Source organism: bacterium (assembly GCA_031082185.1).
Lineage (GTDB): Bacteria > Sysuimicrobiota > Sysuimicrobiia > Sysuimicrobiales > Humicultoraceae > VGFA01.
Window position 1 is genome coordinate 150568 of sequence record JAVHLI010000005.1, and the last position, 22285, is coordinate 172852.

Below are 22285 nucleotides of genomic sequence, written 5' to 3' on the forward strand. Positions count from 1 at the left end.
GCCTTGATTATATCACAGACCTACCGTCGCGAACCGGCCTGCCAAATGGCCAGAGCCGCGCAGATCAATACCCCAAGCAGTGCAACTACCCGGCCGGCGAACAGGGCATCGGCGCTGCCCATACCGATCGCGATCGCCACCGGCGGTCCCAGAGTGACGACGCCCACGAGGGCGGCGCCTACCGCAGCAACCAGCACCGCCGCCGCGCTCATGTCCTTGGCCCGCCCGCCCAGTGCATCGTGCCGGCCGCCGGCGTGCATATCCACCACCGCCTCCACCGCCGTGTTCAACAGCTCAACGGCCAGCACGCCGGCCATCGCCACAATGAGAACGGCGGTATCCGAGGCCGGCAGCTCCAGCCACATCACCGCGGCAGAGGCCGCGCACGCGACGAGAACGTGAATCCTCATGGTTCGTTGGGAGACCATGGCCGCCACCAGCCCACGGCCCGCGTACTCAAAACTCTGCCACAGGGTGTGCCGCATGTTCCAACCCTACCCTCCTGCTCCGAAGATCCGCTCCAGTATCTGTCGCTCGCGCGCCCGCATCACCCCTGCGTCCCGCGCCGCGTGGTCGTCGTAGCCACGCAGGTGGAGAAGGCCGTGCACCAGCAGCAGCACCACCTCCCGGCGGACCGGCCAGCCGGCGTCCCGCGCCTGGGCACGGGCCCGTTCCACCGAGATCACGATCTCACCCAGCACGGGGCCGCGGGAGGCCGTCTCCCCCGGGGAAGTCCGCGCTGCCGAGGGGGCCGGCTCACCCGGGAACGCCAGCACGTCGGTAGGCCCCCGGTGACCCAGAAACCGGCGGTTGAGCCGGCTGATCATGGCGTCGTCCACAAGGGCGACCTCAATCTCAGCCCTGCGGGGACACCGCGTGGCCCTCATCGCCGACAGAGCCGCCTCCCGAAGCAGGCTCAGGGGGATTGAGTGCCGGACGCCTGCCGCCACGATGTGGACCCGCATCAAGCCCCCTCAGCGCGCCTTGGCCGGGCGGTCGCGGCGTCGCCGCGCCAGTTCCCCCTCGAGATCAGGGTACTCCAAGCGCGGGTGAAGCACCCCTGCCAGGATCCGCACGAACGCAGCGGCGATCCGGCCCAGGTCGCGAAAGGTCAGGCCGCACTCGTCGAGCTGGCCGTCCTCGAGCTTGTCTCGGATGATCCTCCGCACCGCGTCCTCCAGCCGGTCCGGGGTGGGCCGGTTAAGAGACCGGACTGCCGCCTCTGCCGCGTCGGCCAGCATCACTACGGCCGCCTCCGAAGTTTGGGGCTTGGGCCCCTCGTATCGAAACGCGAACTCGTCCAGGGGGTCTCCGCGTTCCAGGGCCTGGTGGTAGAAGTACGTCAGCAGCGCGGTGCCGTGGTGTTGGGGGATGAAGTCGGCCACAGGCTGGGGAAGGCCGTACTCGCGCGCGAGGTCCATCCCGTCCCGGACGTGGGCGCTGACGGTGAGCGCCGAGAGGCTCGGCGTCATCTTGTCGTGGGGATTATCTATACCGCCCTGGTTCTCTACGAAGAACGCCGGCCGGCGAAGCTTGCCGATGTCGTGGTAGTAGGTGCCCACGCGAGCCAGCAGCGCATCGGCACCCACGGCCTCGGCCGCGGCCTCGGCCATGTTGGCCACCATGAGGCTGTGGTGGTATGTCCCGGGTGCCTCCAGTTGGAGACGCCGGAGCAGGGGGTGCGCCGGGCTGGCCAGCTCCAGGAGCTTGATCGGGGTGATCAACCCAAAGAACTGCTCCAGAAAGGGAAGGACCCCAACGGTGACGACCGCCGCGAGCAGGCCGCTGCCAAAGGCGTAGGCGGCGTTGGTCGCAATGGCCGGGTAGATGCGCAGACCCTCCAGCAGCCCGGTGGCCAGGGCGGCGATCGCGCTGGAGGCGCCCACGAGTAGCCCGGCGGCGCCGAAATCAGACCGGTGGTGGACCCGACGGCAGGCAAAGACGCCGACCAGGCCGCCGATGAACACAATCACAACCGTCGGGAACTGCTGTTCGGCGGCAAGGCCAACCAGGACGGCGAAAGCTGCGGACGAGAACAGGGCCGGCCTGGGACGCAACAGTATGGACAGCAGCATCGCCCCTGCCGGCGCAGGAGCCAGGTAGTTACTGAAGCGGGGCGCACCGAAGACCTGCGCGAGGCCAAGCGTGCCGATCGCCACCAGGCTCCAGAGGACCAGGAGCCGGTCGGTCTCCCAGATATCGCGCTGGTGTTGCCACAGATAGATCCCGGTCACGCCCAGCACCAGTCCCACAACTAAAGCCGCACCGGCGAGGGCGGTCCAGGCTATCCCCGCAGGGAGGTAGTCCAGACCGATGATCAAGACCAGGCAGAATAGGGTCGCCAGACCTATCAGAACCCGCCTCATCCACATGGGGCGGATCAGCGAGGAGGCCCTCATGACGGCGGTGCCCCGGATGGGCCCTCGGCCCGGGTGGCCTCGAACCGCTCGTAGGCTCGCACGATCGTCTGGACCAGCTCGTGCCGCACGACGTCCCCCTCGGTGAGCTCGACGAAAGCGATCCCCGGCAGCCCCTTAAAGATCTCGCGCGCCTCAACCATGCCCGAGGCCCGATCGCGTGGGAGGTCAATCTGCGTGATGTCTCCGGTGACGACCGCCTTGGATCCGAACCCCAACCGCGTCAGGAACATCTTCATCTGCTCCCGGGTGGTGTTCTGCGCTTCGTCCAGGATTATGAAGGCATCGTTGAGGGTCCGGCCGCGCATGAACGCCAGGGGCGCCACCTCGATCACCCCGCGCTCGCTGAGCCGTACGAACCGTTCGGGCCCGACCATCTCGTAGAGGGCATCGTAGAGCGGGCGCAGATAGGGATCTACCTTGGCTGCAATGTCTCCGGGCAGGAACCCAAGCTTCTCCCCCGCCTCGACCGCCGGTCGTGTCAGCACGATCCGCTGCACGCCGCGGGCGCGCAGCGCAACCGCCGCCATGGCTACCGCCAGGTAGGTCTTGCCGGTACCTGCCGGGCCAACTGCAAAGGTTAGGTCGTGGTGCTTCATGGCCTCGACGTACGCCCGCTGCCCACTCGTACGCGGGACGACCTGCTTGCCTCCGGCGGTAACGACAAGTGTCTCGCCCCCCAGCGTTACCTCCCCGGCCGCACCTGGGGCCTGACCCCGGCGCAGGATACGGCGTACATCTGAAGGGAGCACCACCTGCCCGGACCTGGCGGTAGCGATCAACTGTCCGAGCATCCGGACGGCCGAATCCACCTGGGCGGGCGAACCGCGAACTGCCAGCGCATCGCCGCGAATTGCAACCGACGCTCCGGTCTCCTCCTCAACGATCCGGAGGAGCGCGTCTTGCTGCCCGAGCACGGCCACGATGTCGGTGCCGTGGGGAAGGGGAACTGTGACTTCGCTTGTACCAGGCTGCGCCAATCGGGCCTCCTGTTGCGACCAGCTTCGGCAGCCGGCAGGGGCCCTCCTCCCAAGGGAACCGCCTCAGCTGAGCGCGCGGAGCCGGCGCAGGAGGGCGGCGCGCTGACCAAGTCGGCGCGGTACTACCAGGATGGTGTTGTCGCCGGCCACGGTTCCGGCGACCTCGGGCCAGGCAGCCACATCAATGGCCTCTGCCACGGCGCCGGCGCTGCCGAAGGTGGTCTTGACCAGCACAAGACCGCTGCCCTCCTCCACGTTCACCAGGTAGTCGGCGAAGGCGCGGCGCAGCCTGGCCTCGGCCTCACCGGCCGGTGGGCGTGCCGGCGCAGGAGCCTGGTACCGGTAGCCACGGACGCCGGTCTGGACCTTGATCAGACCGAGGCGCCGGATGTCCCGTGAAACGGTGGCCTGCGTTATCTTGACGCCGGCACGACGCAGCGCCGTCACCAACCCCGACTGAGTCCTGATAGGGTGGCGGGCAACGATCTCAAGCAGGAGGCGGTCCCTCTTCCGCACAGATAGGCCTCCTATCCTGGGGCGGCGCTCAACAGGCAGGCGATGGCTACCTGTTGAGCAGCCCGAACCTGGATGAGCCAGCAGCGCTGCACCCCCAGCGCGGCGCGGGCCGACTCCATGGCCTGGAGGACCCTTGCGGGCGCCGTCCCCCCGGGCACATCCTTGGAAGCGACGGCGCCCTCGGGGGTGACCGCGTCCAGCACACCGTCGTCAAACTCCGGGGAGATCCGGCGGTAGCCCTCCATCGGCAACTCCCACAGTTCGCAGCCGGCAATCTCGGCCGCGCGCACAACCTGGCCGGCTAGGCAATGCGCCTCGCGGAATGGGACCCGGCGCCGCACCAGGTAGTCAGCGACCTCGGTGGCGGTGAGGTGCCCGCCCCGCAGGGCCTCCCTCATCCGGCCCGGCTGGATCACCATCCGCTCCACCACAAGGGTCATCGCGGCAAGCGCCATCCCGGCCGAGCGGAAAGCAGTGAGCACAGGTGCCTTATCCTCCTGGAGGTCACGGCTGTAGCCAAACGCCACACCCTTCTGAACCACCGCCAGCGTTACCAGCGGGCCCAGGACCACCCCGGCCTGGGCCCGTACCAGCTCTAGGAGATCGGGGTTCTTCTTCTGGGGCATCAAGCTGCTGCCGGTGGCGAGGGCATCGGGCAAGCTGATGAACCCAAACTCCCGGGTGGCCCACAGCACCAGCTCCTCGGCCCAGCGCGACAGGTGAACAAGCAGCCCGGTCACCGCCGCCACCGTCTCGAACACGAAGTCCCGGTCGCCGGTGGCATCAACGCTGTTCTCGCTGATTCCAGCAAACCCCATGAGCTCGGCCTGTCGCGCACGTTCCAGGGGGTAGCCTGTACCGGCGATCGCACCGGACCCCAGGGGGGAGGCGTCAAGACGCCGGTAGGCGTCGCGCAGGCGCCCGGCATCCCGGCCCAACATCCAGAAGTAGGCCAGCAAGTGGTGGGCCAGCACCACGGGCTGGGCGCGCTGGAGGTGCGTATAGCCCGGAACCAGCACGTCAACCGCCCCGCGGGCTCGCTCCAGGAGTGCCTCCTGAAGCGAGCTCACCGCCTCGACCAGGCAGGTGATTCGATCCCTGAGGTCGAGGCGCATTGCGGTCACGACCTGGTCGTTCCGACTGCGGCCGGTGGGCAGCCAGCCGGCTGCCTGGCCAAGCCTGGCGGTCAGGGCGGCCTCGATGAAGGAGTGCACGTCCTCGAACCCGTCCCCGGGGACCAGCGTGCCGGCCTCGGCCTCATCCAGCATCTGGCGGAGCGCCCGCGCCAGATCCGCCGCTGCCGGCGGCGGGACCACGCCTGCCTCGGCCAGGGAGGTCAGGTGCGCCAGGCTGGCCAGCAGATCCCACCTCAGCAGATGCCGGTCCACCGGAAGCGAGGTGAGGAGCGGACCGACGCGGGGGTCCGGAGGCTCCGTGAACCGCCCTCCCCACATCAGGTAATGGGTGTCGGGATCAGCCGGCCTGGTCACGTTGACTCCGCACGAGGTGCGGGTTGGCCTGGGCGAAGACCCTGGTCGGCAGTCCCCACAGCGCGATGAAACCTCCGGCCTGCCGCTGATCGTAGACCTTGTCCTCGCCGAACGTCGCCAGTTCAAGGTTGTAGAGTGAGTGCGGGGACTTCCGGCCGACCGGCAGGACGCTACCCTTGAACAGGCGCAGGCGTACGGTCCCGGTGACGGTCCGCTGAGTAGATACAACGAAGGCATCGAAGGCCTGCCGCAGTGGGGAGAACCACTGGCCGTAGTAGATCAACTCGGCGTACCGCTGGGCGATCTGGATCTTGTGGTGGGCACAGTCGCGCTCGACGGTGATCGCCTCGAGGTCGTGGTGGGCGGCCGTCAGCACTGTCCCTCCGGGCGTTTCATAGACGCAGCGGACCTTCATGCCCACCAGCCGGTTCTCCACGATGTCCACGCGGCCGATCCCATGCCGACCGGCCAGCGCGTTCAGGCGCTCGATGAGGGTCAGGGGGTCAAGCCGCATGCCGTCCAGGCCGACCGGCCTGCCGGTCTCGAACTCAATCTCCACGTAGTCGGGCGCATCGGGCGCGGTGCGGGGGTCGGCGGTGTACTGGTAGAGGTCGTGCGGCGGCTCGGCCCAGATGTCCTCCAGTATTCCTCCCTCGCTGCTGCAGTGCCAGAGGTTGCGGTCCACGCTGTAGGGCTTGGCCAGAGTTGTCGTCACAGGCACGCCGCGTGCCGCGGCGTACTCGATCGCCTGATCGCGCGATCGGATCTGCCACTCCCGCCAGGGCGCTATCACGCGCAGGTGCGGGGCGAGCGCCTGGTAGGCCAGCTCGAATCGAACCTGGTCGTTGCCCTTGCCCGTGCAACCGTGGGCCAGGGCATCGGCACCTTCGGCGAGCGCAGTCTCGACCTGCGCCTGCGCAATCAGCGGTCGTGCCAGCGCGGTGCCCAGTAGGTACCGTCCCTCGTAGACCGCACCCGCCTGGACCATGGGCACGATGTGGTCGGTCACGAAGGCCCGCCGCACGTCCACCACGTGCGCGGACGATGCGCCGCTGGCGAGCGCCTTGGCACGGATCGCATCGAGATCCTCGCCCTGGCCAACGTCGGCGATCACCGCCATAACCTCGCACCCGTACGTCTCCCGCAGCCAGGGTATGGCAATCGAGGTGTCCAGTCCTCCTGAATACGATAGCGCCACCTTCCCGATCTCCATTACAGCGCCCCTTCCCTAGAGCTGCTTCCGAGCGTAGGTGCTACAGAACCGGCGCCCCCGTGCCGGCAGGCGCCTGGGATGCCTCCAGCACGCGGCCCAGGATTTCCAGCGCCTGCTCTATCTCGGGTTGTTGCACCACGAGCGGTGGCGCGAACCTCAGCGCCGTGGGCGCCACCGCGTTGACAAGCAGACCGGCCTGCCGACACGCGTCCACCACCGGTGCGGCTTCGCCGTTAAGCTCCAGCGCCAGCAGGAGCCCCCGTCCGCGCACCGCCTTTGCCCGGCCTCCGGCCACCAGTGCCCGAAGCCCTGCCGCAAGAACCGCGCCCATGGCTACGGCGCGCTCGGCCAGGCGCTCACCCGAGATGACCTCGAGGACCGCCAGGGCAGCGGCGCAGGCGAGCGGGTTCCCGCCGAACGTGCTGCCATGATCGCCTGGAGAGAATGCGGCCGCGGACTCCCTGGCCAGCATCGCCCCGATGGGAAACCCGCCTCCCAGTCCTTTGGCCAGGGTGAGGACGTCGGGGACGATGCCGTACTGTTCATAAGCGAAGAGGGTTCCTGTACGGCCTATCCCGGTCTGCACCTCGTCGAGCATGAGCAGCAGCCCGCGCTCGTCGCACAGGCCGCGCACCCCGGTGAGGTACTCGAGGGTTGCGGGCTGGATACCGCTCTCGCCCTGGATCGGCTCGAGCAGTACCGCGCACGTGCGTTCGGTAACCGCCGCCCGAGCGGCCTCCAGGTCGTTGAACGGCACGGGCACGAATCCCGGCGGAAGTGGGGAAAAGGGTTCCTGATACTTGGGCTGCATCGTCGCCGCCAGCGTGGCCATGGTGCGACCGTGGAAGGACTGGTGTGCGACAATGATCTCATAGCGGTTCGCGCCATCGCGCTTTCCCCACTTCCGCGACAGCTTGATCGCCGCCTCGTTGGCCTCGGCCCCGCTGTTGCAGAAGAAGGCTCGATCGCAGGCCGAGTGTTCTACGAGCCACTGTGCCAGATGCGCCTGCTCGGCAATGTGGTAAAGGTTTGACACGTGCAGCATTCTCGCGGCCTGGGCCTGAATCGCCGCCACCAGAGCCGGGTGAGCATGACCCAACGCGCTGACCGCGATCCCGCCGATGAAGTCCAGATAGCGCCTGCCCTCTAGGTCCACCAACCAGACGCCCTCGCCGTGGGAAAAGGCCACGGGGGCGCGTCTGTAGGTCGTCATCAGGTACTGCTGCGTTAAGGCGATCGTCTGTTCCGTGGTCATGCCTCACCCTGCCTGCATCGTGATCATTGTGCCGATTCCGTCTTCGGTGAACAGCTCTATCAAGAGCGCATGCGGTGTGCTGGTACCGATGATGTGGGCGCTGGGCACCCCACGGTCCAATGCGTCCAGACAGGCCTCCACCTTGGGGATCATGCCGCGCGAGATAGTGCCGTCGGCCATCAACTGCCGGACCTCTGCTACCGACAGGGTGGAGAGCATCTCCTGCTCGCCAGGACCGGTGCGCATCACGCCGGGTACATCGGTCAGAATAACGAGCTTGCTCGCGCCCAGCGCCGCTGCCAGCGCGCCGGCCGCGTGGTCCGCGTTGAGGTTGAGGCTCTCCCCGCCCTCACCGACCCCAACCGAAGCGAGCACCGGTATGTGCCCGGCGTCGCTGATCGTCTGGATGATTGCCCCTTGAACCCCGACCACCTCACCGACGAAGCCGAGGCCCTCCGGCGCCTGAAGCCGTCGCGCCTGCAGTAGTCCGGCATCCTTGCCTGACAGCCCGACCGCACTACCACCGGCGCTGCAGATCATTGTTACCAACGCCTTGTTGGCGCGTCCGGCCAGGACCATTTCGACGATCTCCATGGTCTCGGCGTCGGTGACGCGCAGCCCCTGAACGAACCGCGTTTCCTTTCCGAGCCGGTCGAGCATTCGCGTTATCTCGGGGCCACCGCCGTGCACCAGCACCGGGTTGATGCCGGCGCCCTTGAGAAGCACCAGATCCTCGACGACGGTGCCGGCGTCGCCGGCGTTGAGCACGCTGCCCCCGTACTTCACGACCACGGTCTTGCCGCGCCAGGCAGCGGCGTACCGCAGCCCGGACGCGAGCATGTTTCCCTCTGATACCGGATCAGCAACTGGCATCGGCTACTCTTCCTCCTTGCGGTTCACGACAGGTAACCGCTGTTGATCTTCACGTAGGTCTCCGATAGATCGCAGGTCCATCCTGTGAAGGTGCCTACTCCCAGACCCAGATCAATCGTCACGCGGACCTCGGACGCCTTCACCACCAACCCGGCCGAAGGATAGGCCTCTGGAATCCCAACGCCCCCGCGTACTACCCAAACATCGCCGATGGCGATGGCCAGCCGGTCGGGCGCGACCTCCGCGCCGCTCCGGCCCAGCGCCGCGGAAATCCGGCCCCAGTTGAGCTCCGCGCCGTGGAACGCGGTCTTGACCAGGGGTGAGGTCATCACGGCGCCGGCCGCGAGGCGGGCGTCGGCGTCGGACGCCGCACCCCGCACCGCCACCTCCACCACCCTAGTCGTCCCCTCGCCGTCTTTGACGATCAGCCGCGCAAGCCGACCGGCCACGTCGGTGAGGCCGGACAGGAACGCCTCGTAGCGCACTCCGCTCTCGGCCAGCGGAGCCACGCCGGCAGCACCGTTGGCAAGCAGGAAGACGCTGTCGCTGGTGCTGGTATCGCCGTCCACGCTGATGCAGTTGAAGGACCGGCCCACGGCGTTCCGTAGAGCAGCCCGCAGGGCGGCCGCCTCAACCGGGGCGTCGGTGGTCATGATGGCGATCATCGTGGCCATGTTGGGATGGATCATTCCCGCGCCCTTCGCGATGCCGCCGATGGTCACCACGCCGTCACCCAGATCAACCTGAGCGGCCGCGGTCTTGGGAAACGCGTCGGTGGTCATGATCGCACGGGCCGCGGCCATGCCGTCGGAGCCCAACGCTGCCACCAGTGCCGGCATACCCGCGGTGATGCGCTCGACCGGAAGCGGGCGGCCGATGACCCCGGTGCTGGCCACCACCACCAGGTCCTCGGGCATGCCCAGCGCGGCGGATGCGGCCGCGGTCATAGCCCGCGCGTCAACATCGCCCCTCTCTCCGGTGCAGGCGTTGGAGTTGCCGCTGTTCACCAGCACCGCCTGCGCGCGGCCTGACGCGAGCCTCGACTCACTCAGGATGACCGGCGCAGACCGCATCTTGTTCGTGGTAAACGTCCCGGCCGCGGTCGCGGGTAGATCCGAAACCACCAGCGCCAGGTCGGGCTGGCTGGGCTTGAGCCCGCAGTGGATCCCTGCCGCGCGATACCCGAAGGGACTGGTCACGGTTCCATCCATCATGATCCTCACACTCCTATAGTCACCCGCGATGACGCCGGCCCTGGATATTCGTCAGAAAGATCAGGGATAGAGCGGCGGTTCCCGCAGCCCTGCATTTTCGGGGAACCCGCACATCAGGTTCATGTTCTGGATCGCCTGGCCGGCCGCGCCCTTGACCAGATTGTCGAGCGCGGCCATCGCGATGACCACGCCGGCGTGCGAGTCCACGCGCACCGCAACGTCACAGTAGTTCGACCCGTAGGTGGCCTTGGTCTCCGGAAGCCCGCCGTGGAGAACCCGCACGAACGGCTCGGAGGCGTAGGCGTCGGCGAGGATCCCCTCTGCCTCCGCGGTGGTAAGGGCGCGGGTGGGCCGCATGTAAACCGTGGCAAGGATCCCCCTGGTCATGGGGATAAGGTGAGGGACAAACGCCACCGCCACAGGAACGCCCGCGACTCCCGACAGCTCCTGCTCGATCTCCGGCGTGTGCCGGTGACCCACGACGTTGTAGGGCTTGACGTTCTCGTTGACCTCGCAGAAGTGTGTGCCCAGCGACGCGCCGCGACCGGCCCCCGAGACGCCCGACTTCGCGTCCACGACAATACCCTCAGAGAGCACCGCGCCGGCCTTCAAGAAAGGCGCTATCGCTATCAGCGCCGCGGTCGGGTAGCAGCCGGGATTGCCGACGATCCGCGAGGCGCGGATACGGTCGCGGTGCAGCTCGGGCTGGCCGTAGACCGCGCCCTCGAGGAGCTCGGGGCACGCGTGGGCGGCCTTGTACCACCTCGCGTAGGTTGCCGGGTCGTGGAACCTAAAATCGGCGCCCAGGTCCACCACCTTCACCCGCGGACCCAGCTTGGGGACCATCGTCATGGCGATCCCGTTGGGCAGGGCGATGAAGGCGACGTCGGAATCGGCGCCGATGGCATCGAGGTCCGCGTCCTCCGTGACGTGCGGGACGAAGCCGCGCAGGTTGGGGAAGACCTCGCCGTAGGCCTCTGACTTGCGGCTCTCCGCCGTCAAGTGGACCAGCGTTACGTCAGGGTGGCCGACCAGGAGACGGACTAGCTCTCCGCCCCCGTATCCGGATGCGCCGATGATGCTGACCCGTGTCTTCATAGACTCTTTATACATCGAGGTGCATGAAAGTGCAAGGGGCAGTTTAGGTCTGGGGGCGGAGCAATCGCTCGTAGAGCAGCATGGCGGTCGCGACCAATCCGGCGGTCTCGGTGCGCAGGACCAGCGCGCCGAGCGAGACCGCCTGACCGCCGACGGCGCGGGCAGCGGTGAGGTCCCCCTCGGTGAGCCCGCCCTCGGGCCCGATCAGAACGGCGGCCGTGTGGAACGGGCGTGCCGCCACAACCTCGCCGATCGGGCGGGCCTCGTGTTCCCATGGCACGACGAACAGATCCACCGGACCCAGGGCCGCCAGCGCCTCCGGGAGCCGCGCGGGCGCGTGGATCTCCGGGGTATCGCCCCGCCCGCACTGCCTGGCCGCTTCCTGCGCCACCCGGCGCCAGCGGTCCACGCGAACCGCACTCGGTTCAACCACCGTGCGATCGGTGTGGACCGGATGGATGGCGGAGAGCCCTATCTCGGTGCCCATCCGCACGACCAGATCCATCTTGGCGCCGCGCGGTATGCCCTGGATCAGTGAGATCTCCACGGGCCGCCGTGAGACGGACGGTGGTCCGGTGCGCCGGGCGATAACGCCCGAGGGACCAACCTCGATAATCTCCACCTCCGCCTCGCGGCGGCCGTCGAAGACGACCAGCCTGGCACCGGGTCGCAGCCGCAGCACCCTCGCGATGTGGTGCGCTTCGCGCGGCGCGAAGGAAAAGGACTCCTGATCGAGTGCCTGCGCCGCGGCGTAGAAGCGGCGGCGCGTCAAGGCCGTCCTGCCACGGCATGCACGGCGTGCACGGCGCGCCAGCCGCGCCGCGCCTCTGTCCCGACGACGCGCAGCCCGGACACCTGGGCCAGGCGCGCAACCTCGGCGACGCGCGCAGGGCCGAAGCCGCCCCCCACGAACCGTCCCCCTGGAGCCAAGCACCGCCCGACGTGGGGGAATACGCCTGCAAGGATCTCCGGCGTGAGATTCGCCACAATCAGGTCCGCGCGCAGGCGCACGCGACTCAGGCCTGACGCGCGCCGAACCGTAACAATGCGCAGAACGCCATTGGCGCGCGCGTTGGCGCGGGCTATGGATGCTGCGACATCGTCGTCGTCAATCGCCAACACCCGCCGCGCGCCCAGGCGCGCGGCCGCTATGGCCAGGATACCCGAACCGGTGCCGAGGTCGAGCACCGTCTCGCCGCCATGCACGTAGCGCTCCACCGCGGCCAGACAGAGTTGGGTCGAAGGGTGCTCGCCGCTGCCGAAGGCCTGCCCTGCATCGAGCCTGACCAGTACCTGTCCTGGGCGTATCCTGGACCGCATCCAGGTGGGCTGCACCGTAATGCGGCCGACCCGCACCGGCTTCGCGTGCGCCCGCCACATCTTGACCCAGTCCGTGTCGCCTACCACGCGCACGCCTATGGTACCGGAGGCCGCCTCACGCGCGAGTGCGCGCCTGAGGCGAGAGAGAGAGCTGCGACCGGCTCTGGTGGAGGGCAGGTAGACACGCAACACCCGACGGCCTCGGCCAGGCCTTGCGCTCTCGGAAAACCCAGCCGGGCAGTGCCCCAGCAGGCAGTCACCCGCCATCTCGGAATCCTGGAGCGGAACGTCCACGGAGATCTCGATCCAGCGCATCGTGGTAACCCGCCGCCCAAACCTACTTGAGCAGATCCTGCATCTTCTTGAGGATCGGCTTACGCTTGCCCTTCCGCTTTTCGTCTCCCTGCGGGCGCTCGCCGCCGAGGCGCGCGAGCTCCTCGATCAACGCCCGCTGCTCGCGCGTCAGCCGCGTCGGGATGGCAACCCGAGCCGTCAGGTGCAGGCTGCCGCGGCCGCCGCGAAGGTCGGGCAGTCCCCTGCCCCGCACCGAGATCGTCGCGCCCGGCTGCGTGCCGGCCGGCACCGTCACCGGAACCGTGCCGTGTATGCCTGGGAACTCCACCTCGTCGCCCAACGCGGCCTGCGTCATGGTGAGTTCGATGTCACGGTAGAGGTCTCGCCCGCGACGGGCAAACACCGGGTGCGGCGCAACGTGCACAACCACGAAGAGATCGCCGCGGCCTCCCCCGCGCACGCCGGCTTCGCCCTCTCCGGACAGGCGCAGGTGCATGCCGTCCTCCACCCCGGCGGGGATGGTTACCGTGATCTCCCGCCTGGCCTCTGACCGACCCGCGCCACGACAGCCCGCGCACGGACGGACGATGTAGGTACCCGTCCCTCCACACCGGCCGCACGTCATGACCTGCGTCAGATGGCCGAAGACCGTGCGCTGCGCGTGGCGGACCTCTCCGGTCCCTTGGCAGGACGGACAGCGCTCTGGGCTCGATCCCTGCTCAGCTCCGGTGCCGAAGCAGACCGGGCAGGTCTCAAGTCGATCCAAGGTGATGCGTCGCTCCACGCCTGAGGCAACCTCCTCAAGGGTCACCTCCAGGTCGTAGCGCATGTCGGAACCCCGCTGGGGCCCTTCCCTCTCAGCCCTATCAGGCCTGCCGCGGCCGCCGAAGAACATCTCAAAGAGATCCTCGAAGGGGCCGGCGGCGCCGCCGAAGGGACCGGCCTCCGAACCCACCTGGCCAAACCGATCGTACTGGCTGCGCTTCACCGGGTCGCTCAACACCGCGTAGGCCTCGTTGACGTCCTTGAAGCGCTCCGTGGCGTGGGGATCGTCGCGCCGGATATCCGGGTGAGTCTCTCTCGCTAGCCGGCGGTAGACCTGCTTGATCTCTTCCTGACTGGCCCGGCGGTCAACACCGAGGATCTCGTAGAGGTCTCTAGAATCCATGTGCACGGTTGTGTCGGCGGGATGGAGGCCGGAGCCCTAAGCCGACGGCCTCATTGCCTCGCTGAGGCTTTCCGCAACGCATCGCACCGCGGTGACGGCGCTGCGGTAACGCATCCGCGTAGGCCCGAGGATGCCGACGGTGCCGCCGCGCCGGTCGCCCGCCCGGTAGGCCGCCATGATCAGGCTGCAGGCGCGGAGCTGCTCGTGCGGGTTCTCCTCGCCGATGAGGATCCAAACCCCTTCCTCGGGCACCGCGGCCAGCACGCGGTCCAGCACCGATTCGTCTTCAAGAGCCTCGAACAGCCGGGTCGCCCGATCCGGGCTCTTGAACTCCGGCTCCGCCAGGAGGTGGCGGGCGCCCGCGACCCGAATCTGCGGCCGCATCCCCCGCGCCAGGTCCCGCCATAGCCAGGCCTTGACCTCCTCCAGCCAGCGGTGGTGATGGGAGGCCTCGCCGAGAACCTGCTCCAGGCGCTGGTGGGTCAGGGCTCCTACTCGGGAACCCTGCAGCCGGTGGGTAATTGCCCGCGACAGGTGCTCGAGATCGTCGGGCATCACTCCCTCAGGGAGCTCAATTGAACGTCCCTGCAGCGCCCCGGCGTCCGTGGCAATCACCGCGAGCGCGCGCCGTTCGCCCAGCGGCACCAGGTGCAAAGAACTGAACATCTGCTCCGCCAGGCCCGGCGCCGCCACGACCGAAGCGTACCCGGTCATGCCGGCGAGCACGCGCGCGGCCTCGTTGGCCACATCGCCGGGCTCCTCGACCGGATCGCCCAGCCGGCGGCGTATCTTCTGGCGCGCCGAGCCACTGAGCGGGTCGGCCTTTGGCAACATGTCCACGTAGACTCGGTATCCCCGGTCCGTGGGGATCCGGCCGGCGGAGGTGTGCGGATGAGTAAGCAGGCCCAGTTCTTCCATGCTGGCCAGGGCGCTGCGTATTGTGGCAGGGCTCACCGCCAGCCGCCCCCGAAGCGCAGCGTGTTCCGAACCCACCGGCTCGGCGGTGCGGACGTGCTCCTCCACAACCGTGCGGAGCAGGATACGCCTGCGGGCATCAAGCTTCAACATCCATCCACCTGCGGCTGGCACTCCTCCGCCCAGAGTGCCAGCGACCGGATTCAGCCTAGCATCGTGGATTTTGGGGTGTCAAGGAACAGGGCGAGCCGACCTGCGCCGCAGGAGGCCCCGTACGAGCGTGAGTTCCTCCACGCGCAGCAGGGCGCAGGCTGCCAGGTATACGAAGACCGCTGCGCCCACGCCGACCGCCAGGAACAGCAGGTCCGCGCGTTCCGCGAAGCGTCCGTCCGTGAGCCCGCGTTGCGCGACCATCCATCCCACCCAAACAGCAGATGCGGCAGCTACCAGGACGCGACCGGCCGTACCCACAATCCGACGGGCACCCAGAGGGCCCAGCTCACGCGCCAGCATCCACAGCAGCAACCCCACGTTCGCAAACGCCACCACGGCGGAGGCCAGGGCGATCCCTGCCACGCCCATCCTCTGCATGAAAGCATAAGCCAGGACGGCGTTCAGGAATACCATTGCGCCACCGATGATCACCGGCGTGCGCATGTTCTTGAGGGAGTAGAACGTCCGGGTAACGACGTAGTAGGCCGCCACCGGCACCAGGCCCGCGGCGTAGGCTGCCAGGCACGCGGCCACCACCCCGGTTGCGGCGGGGCCGAACTCGCCGCGCTCGAAGACCAGTTGGACCAGGGGGCGTGCGAAGACGGCAAGGCCGAGCGACACGGGCGCCGTGAGAAACAGGAGGCTGCGCAGCCCCAGCACCGCGGTCTGGCGGAGCCCCACCCGGTCGCCCGCGGAGGCAAGCTGGCTCATTCCCGGGAAGAGCACCGTCGCCACGGATATGGCCAGGATTCCCACCGGCGCCTGGACCATCTCGTAGGCATAATCCAGCGCGGCAACCGCGTTCACGCCGGTTACGACCGGGAGGAGCGACGCGAAGAACCGCCCCACGTAGGCGTTGATCTCCACGATGGCCAGGCCGAGCATCGCCGGCAGCGCCAGCCGCCGCACCGTGCGGATGGCCGGGTGGGACCAGTCGAACTCCGGGCGGTAGCGGAACCCGGCGGCGTGCAGTGCCGGTACCTGAACGAGGAACTGGATGGCGGTCCCGGCCACCCAGGCCACGGCCAGCCCGGTGATCCCCATCCTCGGCCCCAGCATGACCGTCCCGGCAATGATGGCCACGTTGAAGGCCAGCGGAGCCACTGCCGGGGCGGTGAACCGGCGAAGTGCCTGCAGGTACGCGGTGGCGAAGACCGCAAGGGCCAGGAAGAACATTGCCAGGAAGTTAACCCTGGTGAGGGCGACCGTACGGGCGAGCTGCACCGGGTCCCCTGCAAAGCCCGGCGCTGCCAGACGGACCAGCGCGGGTGCGGCAAGCTGTCCGACCACCACCATCCCCACGCCGAACGCCAGGACAAGGGTGAACAGCCGCGAGGTCACCTGACGCATCTCCGACTCGTCGCCTCGTGCGAGGGTGTCAGAGATGGTTGGGATGAGGACGATGCTGAGGGTGCCGCCTATGAGCAGGCGCTGGACGAAGAACGGGACATAGTATCCGATGACGAACGCCGCCCTGGCGTCGGAGGCACCGAACATCGCGGCCACGACTATCTCCCGGAGCAGGCCCAGGACGCGACTGCCCACGGTGGCGCCGGCCAGGAGCGTGGCGGCGTGCGCAAGACGCTGCCGCGGCTGGACGTTCAAGCCCCGTGCCCTCCGGCGGCGACTTGTGGCACTGGAGCGGTCATGCTAGAATCGCGCAGGACTGCCGCGCCACATAGGCGGCGGCCGGAGGGATCGGCGTGGCGAAACGAATCAAGTCCGGACTCAAGCACCTTCGGAAGTCGGCCAAGCGAGCCCAGGCCAACCTTTCCGTGAAATCGAAGGTCAAGTCGCTGGTGCGATCGGGAACCACCCCAGAGGCGATCGGCGCGGCGCAGGCCGCCCTGGACAAGGCCGCGGCACGCCATGTGATTCACCCCAACACCGCCGCCCGCAGGAAGTCCCGCATCATGCGCCGCGCGGCAGGCAAGGCAGGCTAGGCCCGCAGGGAGGTCCGCTGCTGCGCCGCCGGAGTCCTGCGGCCGGCGAGGCGGACGATCAGCGTTTCCAGGACGAGCCGCGGAGCGCTCCCTGACTTGATGGCCCGGTCGGCGGCCTCCAGCGCATCGAAGATCCCCGCGAACTGATCCGCCCGATAGCCGCGCGCCTGCTCCGCGATCTTGCGCGCGACGAACGGGTGCACACCAAGACGCTCGGCCAGCCGGTCGGACGAGCCGCCCTTGGCCGCGGCAGCGTGCGCGCGAACGATCAGGCGGAACTGCCGAACAATCATGAAGAGCACCTGCAGCGGCTCGTGCGTTGCGAGGTTGTCGTGGAGAGCGCGCAGCGCCCCCGCGGCATTGCCGCCCCCTACCGCGTCCACCAGCGTGAATATCGAGGCTTCGCCCAGCCGGCTGGCGATGGCTTCCACGTCCGCCGTGGTCACCTGTGAGCGCTCACCAACATAGGCGGCCACCTTGGCCACCTCGTTGTAGAGATCCCGCAGGCTGCCTCCTGCTGTTGCCACCAACCCCTCCCCTACCCCGCGGCCCGGGGTCTTGCCTGCGGCCACAAACAAGGCTGCCACCCACGCCCCCCGGTCGCGCGGCGGGATGGGGCGGCACTCGATGACGGTTCCCACTCGCTTGAACGTCAGAAACAGCCGCCGGCGCCGGTCCAGTTCCCGCGCAACAAAGATGCCGGTGGTAGGGCTGTCTCCCCGATCGAGGTAGGATATTAGCGCCTCGTGGTCGGCCTCGCGCATCGCCTCCAGCCGCCGGATGACCACCACGCGGCGCGGACCGAAGAACGGCGCGGTGTCCAGCCGGGTCAGTAGTTCGCCCAGAGGCGCACCGCCGTCGAGCACGTCCAGGTTGAGCTGCCGGTCCGCGGATGGGAGCGCCTCGTCGAGCAGCCGGGCAAGCGTCTGCTCGGCCAGATACTCCTCGTCGCCGATGATCAGCGTCGGCCCGTCAACGACCGAGTGCACGGGTCTGGCTCCTCATGGTGGTCACCTGCCATCGGATTCCGTCGCTCCAGAGCGTCACTGCACCGTCCCGATCGGTACGGTAGATCGTGGCGCCCGCGTTCTCCAGCGCCGCCAGCGTGCCCGGATGCGGGTGACCGAACCGGTTGTCCGCGCCCGCCGAGACCACGGCAATGCCGGGCAGCACCCGCGCCAGGAACGCCGGTGTTGTCGAAGTACGGCTGCCGTGGTGCGCCACCTTCAGCACCTGGCTTTCCAGTGTGGTCCCTCGATCCAGGAGGTGCTGCTCGACCGGTGCCTCGATGTCGCTGGTCAGCAACGCCGCTGTCATTCCGTAGGTCAGCCGTGCGACCAGCGCGCCCGCGTGTGCCGGTTCGCCCTCGATCCGAGGGGTTGGATCGCTCGGGTGCAGGACCGTCAACCCCACCCCCGCTCCCAGATCGAGGCCCACACCTTCCCTTGCGACGCGGTGGGGAACCCGCCTGGCCTCGGCAACGGTAAGGAGGCGGGCGTACGCAGGGGCAGGGTGAACCACACCGGGATCCAGCACGAGTCCGACACGGAAGTTCTCCAAGACCGCCACCAGTCCTTCCACGTGGTCGTCGTGGGGATGAGAAATGATCACCGCGTCGAGCCGGCGCACGCCGGCCCGGCGCAGCGCCGGCACCACGCGCATGAGGCCTACGTCCCAGCCGATACGGTCGCCGCCCGCATTACCGCCTCCGTCTATGAGCACGGCGCGGCCCGATGGGCTCTGAACCAGGATGGCGTCGCCCTGCCCCACGTCTAGGACCGTGACCACGAGCGCGGACGGCGGCCGTAGGGCCGCAGCGTACCAGAGCGCGAGCGCACAAACCCACACTCCGGCGATGGCCAGCAGTTGCGCCCTGCGTGGCTGCCAGTATCCCGAAAGCACGGCCACCCAGCCACCCAGGCCCAGAAACAGGGCCGCCGCCGCAACCGGGGAAACCGGTGGCGTCGGCACCGCCGCCCAGGCAAGCGCGCCGAAGCGCGACCCGATCCACAGCACCACGTCCAGCGGCAGGCGCAGCAGCCCCAACAGAAGATCCCCGGCCGCGGGGGCGGCGACGACCAGCGGGATGAGCGCGAGACCCGCCGGGACCAGCGCCGCGATCACCGGTAGCGCCAGCGCGTTGGCAAGGACGCCGGCCACAAGGAGCACCTGGAAATGGGCGGCAAGTAGAGGCGCGACCGCGAGCTGCGCACCCAGCGTGGCAGCCAGCGTCGGTGCCAGAAATGGCCCCAGGCAGACAAGCCGCGGGCGAAGCACGGGTGCCACATACAGCAGACCCCAGGTGGCCGCGAACGAGAGCTGGAACCCTATGTCGAAGAGCACCTGCGGCTGGCTCGCCAGCAGCACAAGCGCGGCCGCTGCAAGGGTCGCGGCACGGTCGCGACCGCGCCCCAGCACTGCCGCTGCCAGACCCACCACCGTCATTATCGTCGCGCGTCCCACCGAGGGCGCCCAGCCGACGAGCACCGCAAAGAGGCCCACGCCCAGGACGCCGGCAGCCGCGGACGGGAGCGCCGGCAGCCCTCCCAGGCGTGCCGCCCAGGCGCAGGCGCCCGCAACCATCGCCACCTGTGCGCCCGAGACTACCATGAGGTGGACCAGACCTGCGCGAGAGAACTGCCGGTACAGTTCGGGCGAAAGGTGGGTCTCGATCCCCAGGAGCAGGCTGAGCAACAGACCGTCGTGGGGCTCCGGGAGCGCCCGCAGGACGCCGGCAACAACGCTCTGGCGCAGGGTGGAGACGGCTCCGCGCACCGACCACACACCCGGTCGGAGCACCGTGATCCCGCCCCCCGGTGTAACGCGGATGACTCCCAGCAGCCCCCTGCGGCGGAGCGCGTCCTGTTCAGAGCGCTCGCCCGGGTTCCCGGCGGGCCGTCCTAGGCGAAAGCGGCCGCGCACGAGGACCTCCGCCCCCACGCCAACGCCGGGGGGCTGGCCGCGACCGGTCAGGCGCACCAGCCCATGGGCCGGGGGTAACGGCGGTGCACGTGGGGACTGCCAGGCCTCCAGCGAGTGGAGACGAACCACACCGCGCCAGCCCAAGGGGCCGGCTTCAGGCGGCCCAACTATGATGCCGCGCGCCTCCACCTGCTGCCCGTCTGCGGCCGCCGGCCACGACGGCGCCAGGCCCGCGTGCAGCGCCGACTGCGCGAACCCCAAACCCGCGAAGCAGGCCAGGGCCGCCACCGAACCGATCCCTGCTGCGCGCGCCAGGAGCGCCGCGATCCACAGGACCGCGGCCGCGGCGGCCAGCCCGCAGGCAGGTCCTGGGGGCAGGGGCCAGCGGTCCGCGGCGATGATGCCCGATGCGAAGGCCGCGGCAGCCCATACGATCGGCGGGAGTGCATTGAAAAGGCGCACCGGCGAGAACCTCCCAAAGGGGAGATCGGCGCCGGACGGCACGAATTACGGTGGGGACTAAGTCTTAGCGGCCACCTCGCGCAGCACCCGCTCCAGGAACTCGGCCAAGGGAATCGGGCCCAGGTCCCCTTCCGAGCGGCTGCGCACGGCCACGGCCCCGGATGCGGCCTCCTTGTCCCCCACGACGAGCATGTAGGGGATCTGCTCCACCTGGGCCTGTCGGATCTTGTAGCTGATGCGCTGGTTTGTCCCGTCCACAGCCGCGCGCACCCCAGCGGCTTCCATCTGTGCGAGCACTGCTCCGGCGTAGGCCGCGTGTCGATCCGCGATCGGCAGGATCCGCGCCTGTTCCGGAGACAGCCACAGGGGGAACCGGCCTTCGTACGTTTCGATCAGGAACGCGACCCACCGTTCCATCGTGCTGGTGACCGCACGGTGGATCATCACCGGCCGGTGGGCCCGACCGTCCTCTCCGATGTACTCCAGCGAAAACCGCTCGGGCAGCAGGAAGTCGAGCTGAACCGTCGAGAGCGTCTCGTCCTTGCCGGATGCGGTCGGAACCTGCACGTCAATCTTGGGCCCGTAGAACGCGGCCTCGCCCCTGGCCTCTTTGAACGCGATGCCCATCTCGGTGAGCGCCTCGCGCAGCATGCTCTCGGCCTGGTCCCAGAGCGCGTCGTTCTGCATGAACTTCTCGTGGTCCGCGGGATCGCGGAGTGAAAGTTGGTACCAGCCGTTGGTGATCTGGAAATCCGCGTACACCCTCTGAATCAGCCGGACCACCCGTACTATCTCGTCCTTGATCTGGTCCACGCGGCAGAAGATGTGGGCGTCGTTCATCGTCATGCCCCGGACGCGGTGGAGGCCGGTCAGGACGCCGGACCGCTCGTACCTGAAGACCTTGCCGAGCTCGGCGATCCGTACGGGCAGGTCCCGGTAGGAGCGCTGGTCGTGCATGTAGACCATGATGTGGTGGGGACAGTTCATGGGCCGGAGCACCAGCTCTTCGTTCTCGAGCTTCATCGCGGGATACATGTTGTCCCGGTAGTGGTCCCAGTGGCCGGACATCTTGTAGAGCGCGGAACTCGCGATCTCCTGGCTGTAGACGTGGTCATAGCCGGACGCAAGCTCCAGATCTACGATGTAGCGCTCGATGATGCGCCGGATCGTCGCGCCCTTGGGCAGCCAAAGCGGCAGTCCCTGCCCGACCTCCGGGGTAAGGTGGAACAGGCGCAACTCCTTGCCGATGCGCCTGTGATCCCTTCGCCGGGCCTCCTCCATGCGGTGCAGGTGGGCGTCGAGTTGATCCTGCGTAGGATAGGAAACGCCGTAAATACGCTGAAGCATCGGGCGGCGCTCGTCGCCGCGCCAGTAGGCGCCGGAGGTGGAGAGCAGCTTGATCGCGCCCACGGCGCCCGTGCGGAGCACGTGCGGGCCGCGGCACATGTCGGCGAACCCGTCCTGTTGGTAGAAACTCACGTTTCCGTCCGGGATCTCTTCGAGCAGTTCCTGCTTGTAGACTTCACCCTGCTCCTGATACCGCCGGTACGCTTCATCGCGAGGGATCTCGACGCGCTCAACCGGTTGGTCCGCCGCGGCCAGCTCCTTCATGCGCGCCTCGATGCGCTCCAGGTCTTCGGGGCCGAACGGCCGCCCTATGTCGAAGTCGTAGTAGAACCCGTCTTCTATCGGCGGCCCGATGGCCAGCTTGGCTTCGGGAAAGAGCTGCTTGACTGCCTGCGCCATCAGGTGCGATGTCGAGTGCCAGTAGACATCGCGGCCCGCGGGCTCATCAAAGGTGACAAACTCGACGCGCGCGTCGGACTCCAGCGGCCACCGGAGATCGCGCAGTTGCCCGTCAACCAGCGCCGCGAGCACGCCATCCAGACCGAGCCGCTCGGCCATCGCCCCTGCGCTCGTTCCCGCCGATACCTCGTGCTCCTCGCCGCCCGTCAGCGTGACGTGGATCAACCCCATGGTAGTTCCCCCTTG

The 22285-nt window shown here is 68.4% G+C and carries 20 protein-coding genes; 1 reads left to right on the forward strand and 19 read right to left on the reverse strand.

Annotated features, from left to right (window positions below; translation table 11 throughout):
* Window positions 1-20: 20 nt before the first annotated feature.
* The 16 genes from RDU83_06860 to murJ all read right to left on the reverse strand — a co-directional run bounded on the left by RDU83_06860 (window position 21) and on the right by murJ (window position 16571).
* Window positions 21-485 (reverse strand): diacylglycerol kinase family protein, encoded by a 465-nt coding sequence (locus tag RDU83_06860; protein ID MDQ7840733.1) that lies wholly within the window; start codon window positions 483-485, stop codon window positions 21-23.
* A 9-nt stretch (window positions 486-494) separates the two neighbouring features.
* Window positions 495-965 (reverse strand): rRNA maturation RNase YbeY, encoded by a 471-nt coding sequence (gene ybeY, locus RDU83_06865; GenBank protein ID MDQ7840734.1) that lies wholly within the window; start codon window positions 963-965, stop codon window positions 495-497.
* A 9-nt stretch (window positions 966-974) separates the two neighbouring features.
* Entirely contained in the window at window positions 975-2399 is a 1425-nt protein-coding gene (locus RDU83_06870) for an HDIG domain-containing protein (protein MDQ7840735.1), read from the reverse strand.
* A complete protein-coding gene (locus RDU83_06875) occupies window positions 2396-3397 on the reverse strand; it encodes a PhoH family protein (GenBank protein ID MDQ7840736.1) in 1002 nt (333 codons plus the stop codon). The genes RDU83_06870 and RDU83_06875 overlap by 4 nt, the downstream gene beginning before the upstream one ends.
* Before the next feature lie 63 nt (window positions 3398-3460).
* Complete coding sequence (locus tag RDU83_06880; protein ID MDQ7840737.1) at window positions 3461-3913, reverse strand: arginine repressor; 453 nt, start codon at window positions 3911-3913, stop codon at window positions 3461-3463.
* An 11-nt stretch (window positions 3914-3924) separates the two neighbouring features.
* Window positions 3925-5403, reverse strand: a complete 1479-nt coding sequence (argH, locus tag RDU83_06885; GenBank protein ID MDQ7840738.1) for an argininosuccinate lyase — start codon at window positions 5401-5403, stop codon at window positions 3925-3927.
* The gene (locus RDU83_06890) at window positions 5387-6610 is read right to left on the reverse strand and encodes an argininosuccinate synthase (GenBank protein MDQ7840739.1); all 1224 of its coding nucleotides are present in this window, start codon (window positions 6608-6610) and stop codon (window positions 5387-5389) included. Before RDU83_06890 ends, argH begins: the two co-directional genes overlap by 17 nt.
* 46 nt (window positions 6611-6656) lie before the next feature.
* Window positions 6657-7871, reverse strand: a complete 1215-nt coding sequence (locus RDU83_06895; GenBank protein MDQ7840740.1) for an acetylornithine transaminase — start codon at window positions 7869-7871, stop codon at window positions 6657-6659.
* A gap of 3 nt (window positions 7872-7874) precedes the next feature.
* The gene (gene argB, locus RDU83_06900) at window positions 7875-8744 is read right to left on the reverse strand and encodes an acetylglutamate kinase (protein MDQ7840741.1); all 870 of its coding nucleotides are present in this window, start codon (window positions 8742-8744) and stop codon (window positions 7875-7877) included.
* Between the two features lie 23 nt (window positions 8745-8767).
* Window positions 8768-9958, reverse strand: a complete 1191-nt coding sequence (gene argJ / locus RDU83_06905; GenBank protein ID MDQ7840742.1) for a bifunctional glutamate N-acetyltransferase/amino-acid acetyltransferase ArgJ — start codon at window positions 9956-9958, stop codon at window positions 8768-8770.
* 60 nt (window positions 9959-10018) lie between these two features.
* Window positions 10019-11056: an N-acetyl-gamma-glutamyl-phosphate reductase gene (argC, locus tag RDU83_06910; GenBank protein MDQ7840743.1), complete on the reverse strand. Its 1038-nt coding sequence runs from the start codon at window positions 11054-11056 to the stop codon at window positions 10019-10021.
* Between the two features lie 43 nt (window positions 11057-11099).
* The gene (locus RDU83_06915; GenBank protein MDQ7840744.1) at window positions 11100-11828 is read right to left on the reverse strand and encodes an RsmE family RNA methyltransferase; all 729 of its coding nucleotides are present in this window, start codon (window positions 11826-11828) and stop codon (window positions 11100-11102) included.
* The gene (locus RDU83_06920; protein MDQ7840745.1) at window positions 11825-12691 is read right to left on the reverse strand and encodes a 50S ribosomal protein L11 methyltransferase; all 867 of its coding nucleotides are present in this window, start codon (window positions 12689-12691) and stop codon (window positions 11825-11827) included. The genes RDU83_06915 and RDU83_06920 overlap by 4 nt, the downstream gene beginning before the upstream one ends.
* Before the next feature lie 22 nt (window positions 12692-12713).
* On the reverse strand, window positions 12714-13838 hold the full coding sequence (dnaJ, locus tag RDU83_06925) for a molecular chaperone DnaJ (protein ID MDQ7840746.1): 1125 nt from the start codon (window positions 13836-13838) through the stop codon (window positions 12714-12716).
* Window positions 13839-13874: 36 nt separating this feature from the next.
* Window positions 13875-14906, reverse strand: coding sequence for a heat-inducible transcriptional repressor HrcA (hrcA, locus tag RDU83_06930; GenBank protein MDQ7840747.1), 1032 nt, complete (start codon window positions 14904-14906; stop codon window positions 13875-13877).
* Window positions 14907-14984: 78 nt separating this feature from the next.
* Window positions 14985-16571: a murein biosynthesis integral membrane protein MurJ gene (gene murJ, locus RDU83_06935; GenBank protein MDQ7840748.1), complete on the reverse strand. Its 1587-nt coding sequence runs from the start codon at window positions 16569-16571 to the stop codon at window positions 14985-14987.
* Between the two features lie 98 nt (window positions 16572-16669).
* On the opposite strand from murJ, the gene rpsT reads away from it, so the two are divergent.
* Window positions 16670-16909 carry a 30S ribosomal protein S20 gene (gene rpsT, locus RDU83_06940; protein ID MDQ7840749.1) on the forward strand — a complete coding sequence of 80 codons (240 nt, stop codon included), beginning with the start codon at window positions 16670-16672 and terminating at the stop codon, window positions 16907-16909.
* On the opposite strand, the gene holA is transcribed toward rpsT, so the two are convergent.
* From holA to thrS, 3 genes are read right to left on the reverse strand one after another with little or no spacing between them, the layout of a single operon-like run.
* A complete protein-coding gene (gene holA / locus RDU83_06945) occupies window positions 16906-17898 on the reverse strand; it encodes a DNA polymerase III subunit delta (protein MDQ7840750.1) in 993 nt (330 codons plus the stop codon). The two genes, rpsT and holA, sit on opposite strands and share 4 nt — an antisense overlap.
* Window positions 17882-20293: a DNA internalization-related competence protein ComEC/Rec2 gene (locus RDU83_06950; protein ID MDQ7840751.1), complete on the reverse strand. Its 2412-nt coding sequence runs from the start codon at window positions 20291-20293 to the stop codon at window positions 17882-17884. Before RDU83_06950 ends, holA begins: the two co-directional genes overlap by 17 nt.
* Before the next feature lie 57 nt (window positions 20294-20350).
* Entirely contained in the window at window positions 20351-22270 is a 1920-nt protein-coding gene (thrS, locus tag RDU83_06955) for a threonine--tRNA ligase (protein ID MDQ7840752.1), read from the reverse strand.
* Between the last annotated feature and the right edge of the window lie 15 nt (window positions 22271-22285).